The 7,065-nt window shown below is 49.0% G+C and carries 5 protein-coding genes; 4 read left to right on the plus strand and 1 reads right to left on the minus strand.

Translation table 11 applies throughout. From position 1 onward, the window contains the following. Positions 1-331: 331 nt before the first annotated feature. The 4 genes from Q0294_RS10290 (at position 332) to Q0294_RS10305 (ending at position 4,913) form a co-directional block, all read left to right on the plus strand. Positions 332-1,495: a DUF6655 family protein gene (locus Q0294_RS10290; protein WP_299464378.1), complete on the plus strand. Its 1,164-nt coding sequence runs from the start codon at positions 332-334 to the stop codon at positions 1,493-1,495. 428 nt (positions 1,496-1,923) lie between these two features. Then, a complete protein-coding gene (locus Q0294_RS10295; protein ID WP_299464381.1) occupies positions 1,924-2,466 on the plus strand; it encodes a hypothetical protein in 543 nt (180 codons plus the stop codon). A gap of 174 nt (positions 2,467-2,640) precedes the next feature. Beyond that, entirely contained in the window at positions 2,641-4,107 is a 1,467-nt protein-coding gene (locus Q0294_RS10300) for a sulfatase (protein WP_299464385.1), read from the plus strand. A 137-nt stretch (positions 4,108-4,244) separates the two neighbouring features. Continuing rightward, the gene (locus Q0294_RS10305; protein ID WP_299464388.1) at positions 4,245-4,913 is read left to right on the plus strand and encodes a DUF1080 domain-containing protein; all 669 of its coding nucleotides are present in this window, start codon (positions 4,245-4,247) and stop codon (positions 4,911-4,913) included. A 97-nt stretch (positions 4,914-5,010) separates the two neighbouring features. Here Q0294_RS10305 and Q0294_RS10310 read toward each other — a convergent pair whose 3' ends face one another. After that, entirely contained in the window at positions 5,011-6,765 is a 1,755-nt protein-coding gene (locus Q0294_RS10310; RefSeq protein ID WP_299464391.1) for a proline--tRNA ligase, read from the minus strand. Between the last annotated feature and the right edge of the window lie 300 nt (positions 6,766-7,065).

Below are 7,065 nucleotides of genomic sequence, written 5' to 3' on the forward strand. Positions count from 1 at the left end.
TGTTCGCTATACTCCGCCCATCAGATGATTCCTTGACCCCTCTCAACTAAGGATTCTCTCTGATTGATTTGTGTCTTTGATCGTATCTCATACCGATCAGGACAAAGTTACCTCCTGGTCAAAGTTCCTTCCTGGTTCTGGCCACCTTTCCCACACAATTAAACAGACATACGGATCAAACTTTCAATGCAGACATTGAGAGTCGATTCATTACGTATGGACGTTGCATTTCACATCGTGTTTCCGGGCTACTGTCTGTCGGAAGTTTTCCGAACGAACAGTGGAAAACGTGTCGACAAACTTTGTGCTGAAAAGACAATCGCCAAAACTCATGTTTGATATTAATTGGTTCACTCACAATCGCATTCACGGCTGGTCGCTCATCGTGCTGCTGACCCTCTCATCGGGGTGTGGCAAGATGTTAAGCAACAGCGCGACCGAACAATTGTTGACTTCCGATGCGGTCGACCAGACGATTTCACATATCGACTTCAGCACTTTGGCGAACAAAAAAGTCTACTTTGATACTTCGTATATCAAAAATATCAAAGGGGTGGGCTTTGTAAACGGGGACTACATTATCAGCTCCTTACGGCAGCAGATTGTCGCTGCCAACTGTCTGATTCAGGAGAAACAGGAACAAGCGGATTATGTGATCGAAGCGCGCGTGGGCACTCTTGCCACCAATGGGCATGAGGTGAACTATGGGATTCCTGCCAGTAATATGCTGTCTTCTGCCGCAACATTGGTTTCATCGGCTCCCGTAATCCCGACCATTCCTGAAATATCGCTGGCAAAAAAGAACAATCAAAGTGCGGCGGCTAAAATCAGCGTGTTTGCTTATAATCAGAAAACACGTGAGCGGGTCTGGCAGTCGGGCGTTCTTCAGGCGAAAAGTACGGCCCGCGATACCTGGATTCTTGGTGCAGGCCCATTTCAACATGGCACGATTTACAAGGGAGCCCAGTTTGCCGGCGCGAAGCTTGAGCTTTCATTAGGCAGTGAAGAGTTTTCCAACGACACCACAGTCGATTATCTTGAACCGGCGCGGTTCGTTGAAACTTCGCAGACGCCTGTGCCTGCAGCCAAGAATGAGACGAAACAGCGTGCAGTGAAAACGTTGGATGAGTGGATCAAGGCAGAGGCGGCGGAAAAAGAAAAGCAGAAAGCCGCAGCTGCATCAAAAGCACCAAAGGCAGAAAAGAAGCCTGATGTTGGTAAAGAGAAAGAATCTGAAACGGTTACCAGAGAGCAGGCCGTCACGGAATCAAAGGTCGACCTCGATCCATCCAAGATCAAAACGGTTCTCTTCCTGAAGCCGGGGAAAGCAGGCAGCTATCAAGACTGGCTGCAAGGCGATTCATCCCGCATTTCAACAGTCTGGCCTCAGGATCCCGAAGCGCCGCAAAAGCCGGCCCCTGAGAAGACCGAAGATCCCGAACCGGAAAAAAAGTTTGAATTTGATGACACGTTTCATCAAATTCCTTCTGAATAAATGCTCGTTTGTACGTAATAGAATACAGAGGCCTTAAAAGTCTGAATCGCTATTCTGAAACAGGCTCAGAAACGATTGAGACGAACCGGTTTGTAATATTACTTGTCTAATAAGAAGCCTCTTGGATGTGCAGATTTGATGTCGGCTGCCACCAGAATGATATCAGGGTGCCTGTCGAATTGGCACTGTCGCATTTTGATATTGAGACTGATGATCGTGTGTAAGTTGTTCAAATTAAATGGTTTGTGAGTTATTTTGATTGGTGGGAGAGAGATTTGGCACATTCTATGCGGTAAAATTGATCCAGAGGACTTGGGATTGCGTTTTTTATGAGATGGAAGATGACAACTTGGTCCTGACAGCGTTGATTTCAAAAAAAATTCAACCAGCGTGATTCACCAGATAAGGTGAGATTGGAGGTTATGATGATGATCCCTCGAATTCCTCAAAAAACAGTGCGAAGATTGATGGCAGCAGAAGGCTATTTAGAGCTGGGCATGCCCAGTCAGGCACTCAGGGAACTGGATAAAGTCAGTGATCCCGGGTCGTTGACTGCGTCATATTCTTTTTTACGAGGGGAATCTCTGAAAAGAATCGGTCGCTATTCTGAAGCGATCAAACCGCTTCAATATGCGGCTGACTTATTACCGATTCCTCACAGCCAACTCCCCTGGAAATCATTGGGAGCCTGTTACCGGGAAAGTGGCCAGAATGATCTGGCAGAGACGGCAGAACGTACTGCAGATGAAATTGCTTCCGAAGCAAATATTCATTTACGTTTTGAACCACTGGGATCTCAGTTTAACCCCGTCGTCCACCATGAAGTTCACCTTACGATTACTTTTGAGCCCGCAGAGGAAGTGGAAGAGTCGGAATCTGACGAAACGTTTCTGCTGGAGCATGAAGAAGAACCGGATGAATTCGGCTTTGAGCTGCCGGAAGAATTCGGAATCGATCCGGAAGAAGATTAAGACGTTATTTCTAATGATTGTTAACGATTGGAGATGCAATTCGTTTCCGAGCATCTCAGAAACCTATTTGCTGCCTCAAGATTGAGATGTCTGATCTGTTTTAGTACCGTAGGGGGTGCTGTTTCTGACAGGTTGTGACTTTTCTCTCTTCTTTAAGCTGAGGTAGCGTGCAATATGTTTGCTCTTTTGCGTTCATCGCACAGGCTTCTTTTTCTCTTATTCGTTGTTCTGTTTAATCAATCCGGTTTTGCAGAGAATCAGACAACAACTGCTAACCCCAACATCATCTTGATTTTTGCGGATGATGTTTCCTGGAATGATCTGGGTTGTTATGGGCACCCTTCCATTCGAACTCCGCATCTGGATCGTCTTGCCAGAGAAGGGCTGCGATTTGATAACGCGTATCTCACAACCAGCAGTTGCAGTCCCAGTCGTTGCAGTGTGATCACGGGCCGCTATCCGCATAATACAGGGGCTCCGGAATTACACACACCGCTTCCCGAAGGTCAGGTTTTGTTTCCGCAGTTGCTGCGTGAGGCAGGATATTACACGGTCATTTCCGGCAAGCAGCATATGGGGGATTATGCGTTAACCGCCTTTGATCATGTCTCGAAGGGCAAGGGGCCGGGCAGGGAAGCGGACTGGGTCCCCATTCTCAAAAAACGTCCCCAAGACAAACCGTTTTTTTGCTGGTTTGCCTCGGTTGATGCACACAGAGCCTGGCAGGCCTCTAAAGAATATCAGCCTCATCAACCCGATGAAGTGGTGGTGCCTCCCTATCTGATAGATTCACCGGAGACCCGTCGGGATCTCGCGCAATACTACGATGAAATCAGTCGCATCGATTTCTTTACAGGCAAAATTCTCGACGAGCTGGATGCCCAGGGAATCGCCGACAACACTCTGGTTCTGTTTTTCGCTGACAACGGTCGGCCTTTTCCCCGTTGTAAAACCAGGCTCTATGACAGCGGGATTAAAACACCAATGATGGTCCGCTGGCCTGCTGTTATCAAACCGGGAACAGTAACGAAGAGTCTTGTCAGTACAATTGATATCGGTCCGACGATGCTGGCGCTGGCGGGAGTGGCTCCTGATCCTCGCATTCAGGGCGTCAGCTTTCAGAAAGTTCTCACACAGCCTGAGGCAAAAGTGCGCGATTATGCTTTTGCCGAGCATAACTGGCACGTCTTTAAAGCCCACGAACGGATGGTGCGCTCAGGGCACTGGCTTTACATCCGAAATGCGTGGCCGGAACAACGGAACCTCTGTGTTGAATCGATCGAATTTCCGTCAGGGGAAGTGCTCTGGCAGCGATTCAAAGAGGGCAAACTGAATGAATTTCAGCAGGATGTCTTTTTAAAGCCACGTCCGGCGGAAGAACTGTATCTGGTGACAGAAGACCCGTATCAGTTTCATAATCTGGCGGCGAAACCAGAAAACGCCGGTGAATTATCCCGGCTCCGGAAGGTGCTTGATCAATGGACTGAAGAGACAGGCGATACGGTTCCGAAAAATCCGACTGTAGATCGAAATCAGCGTCCTGGTGAACCGGCGCCGCCTGAATTTGAACATCGTGAAATGCCGGGAGATGCAAAACAGGCGAAGACGATCAATGCACCGGGGCCGATTCTGGCTCGATAAGCTGTTTGAATCAAATGCACCTGCTCGATTTGTGGTTTCTGCTATGTTAGGATAACAAATCTGCTTTAGATGAAATGACAAGATGAAATGACAACAAGTATTAATCAACATTGAGACTTTTTTTGGGGAGAGAAAACATGACACGAACTCGCGTATGGGGATTCAGTCTGGCCGTTTTGGCGACTGTGTGTCTGACTGGCAGCGTACAAGCCGGAGCGGACTCCGGTTGGGTAAACCTGTTTGACGGCAAGACACTCGATGGTTGGGAAGTGAAGAATGGAACAGCCACCTATAAAGTGGTCGATGGAACAATTGAAGGGACGACTGCGGAAGGCAGCCGAAACACCTTTTTGTGTACCAAGAAAAAATACGGAAATTTCGAACTTGAGTTTGAAGTCAAAGTTCACGACAAGTTGAACTCAGGTGTGCAGATTCGCAGCCGGAAAGAAGAAGGTGATAAAGCCGTGAATGGTCCCCAGGTGGAAATCGAAGCCAGTGGCGATGGCGGTGCTGAAGCCGGTTATGTGTATGGCGAAGCCACCGGACGTGGCTGGTTAACACCAGAATCACGGCTTAAGCCTCACAAGCATTTGAAAGATGGTGAGTGGAATAAATTCCGGATTGTTGCCAATGGCCCACGCATCCAGACCTGGATCAACGGTCAAGAGATCGAAGATCTGACAGACGAAGCGATCTATAAGACGCATCCGTCAGGCTTCATTGGTCTGCAGGTTCACGGCATTGCAAAGGGCACTGGCCCTTATTCTGTTGCCTGGAAAGATATTCGGATCAAAGAACTCAAGTAATCAAACTGTGATCATGAATTGGTGAATTAAAAAGCCGGCAGGGAATCGTTCTCCGCCGGCTTTTTTCGTTGAGGTCTTGTTGTTCAGGATGCCTGTCTTACGCGGGAACGTTGGCTGCCTGATATTCTTCCTGCTTCTTTGCTTCTAATGCCTCAAGGATGGGGGCGATACCGGCATCCAAGGCGATCATTTCTGCATTTTCTGCAGTCCGCCATTTAGTTTCGATTTCACCGTTCTTGAGCCCTTTGCCACCGATGACGATGCGATAGGGAATTCCAATCAGGTCGGCGTCGTTGAATTTGACCCCCGCGCGGGCATTGCGATCATCAAACAGCACATCCACACCTGCAGCTTTGAGTTCGCTGTAATAGCGTTCCGCAGTCTGCATGACTTCTTCTTCATTCGTGTTCAGCGGAATCACAAGCACTTCATAAGGGGCGATCGAAAGTGGCCAGATCAGGCCTTTTTCATCATGCCGTGTTTCTGCCAGACCGGCGACAATTCGGTTTACGCCAATCCCATAGCAGCCCATGATAATCGGATGTCGTTTTTCTTTTTCATCGAGAAAGTTGGCATCGAGCGCTTCGGTGTATTTCGTACCCAGTTTGAAGACGTGGCCCACTTCAATGCCGTGTACGATACTGAGTGGTTCACCGCTTTTGGGGCAGGGATCACCGGCTTCGGCGTTGCGCAGGTCATACGTTGTATCCAGTTGATAGTCGCGACCGACATTCACATTCAATAAATGCATATCTGCTGCGTTGGCACCGGTAATCGCATTTTCGATCAATGGAATGTCGTGATCGGCGATGATCTTACACTTGATCCCCACTGGGCCGGCGAATCCGGTAGGAGCGCTGGTGACTTGCTGAATGGTTTTTTCGTCGGCCAGTTCGACCGAGGTTGCCTCCAGGGCACGTCGAATCTTGCCCTCGTTGGCTTCGTGGTCTCCCCGAATCAGGACGGCAACAGGCTCTCCATCGGCGAGATAGATCAGCGTTTTAATCATTTGTGAAGGTTCGCAACCCAGAAATTTGCTGACCTGTTCGATGCTAGTCGCTTCAGGAGTGGCTTTTTTCTCCAGCGCAGCTGCATTGGGAGATGTCTTGATTTCTGGTGTCTTGCGGCCAGTATCGGCGCGTTCCATATTCGCGGCGTAACCGGAAGCTTCGCAGTACACGATCGAATCTTCACCATTGTCCGCCGGAATCATGAATTCGTGCGAGGCGTCGCCACCAATCGGGCCACTTTCTGCTTCGACGGGAAGGTATTTTAACCCGCAACGGGCGAAGATCCGACAATAAGCGCGATACATGCGGTCATAGATTTCATCCAGTTGTTCAACAGAGGAACTGAAACTGTAGGCGTCTTTCATCAGGAACTCGCTGGTGCGTAAAACACCGAAGCGGGGACGCTCTTCGTTACGGAACTTGGTCTGAATCTGATAAACGGTCAAAGGCAGTTGTTTGTAACTGCTGATGCAATGGCTGATCAGGTCGGTCACCACCTCCTCATGGGTGGGACCCAATGCCATTGGAATGAGCCTGTTGCCTCGTGGCACATTGAATTGAATTAACACCGAACCAAAGGCTTCTTTCCGCTGCGTTCGTTCAAACAGACCCAGTGGCTGCAGGGCCGGCATGTGAAGTTCTGCGGCGCCGGCGGCGTCCATTTCTTCACGTACGATCTGGGCCGCTTTTTGAATGGCTCTCCAGCCCAGCGGGAGATACGTATAGGCCCCCGCCATTAGCTGACGAATCAGTCCCGCCCGCAACATGAGTTGATGGCTGGGAATTTCTGCATCAGCGGGAACTTCTTTTATGGTAGGGATCAGAGTGTTCGTCCAGCGCACGTTATTTCCTTAAGTATCTCGTTAGAAAATGGTTACGTTATTAATGGTTCTCAGCGGGAGTTGCTCGGAACGACCTTCCCGTTGATGGCCGCGTATTCTAGCAGAACAGATTCGTATTCAAAAGGTTCGGAATCGGACAGCGTGAAAATATTCAAATCGACGTAAGTACAGACTTATGAGTGTTTTGTTATTTTTTCAGCGAACCGCCTGAATTCGGAATGAAGATTTCAGGAACAGCCGGCAAAAGCAAATGGGACAGACTTTCAGAACGGACTGGTGTCGGACTTGTTGAGCAGAATC

The sequence above is a fragment of the uncultured Gimesia sp. genome (assembly GCF_937919775.1).
GTDB lineage: Bacteria > Planctomycetota > Planctomycetia > Planctomycetales > Planctomycetaceae > Gimesia.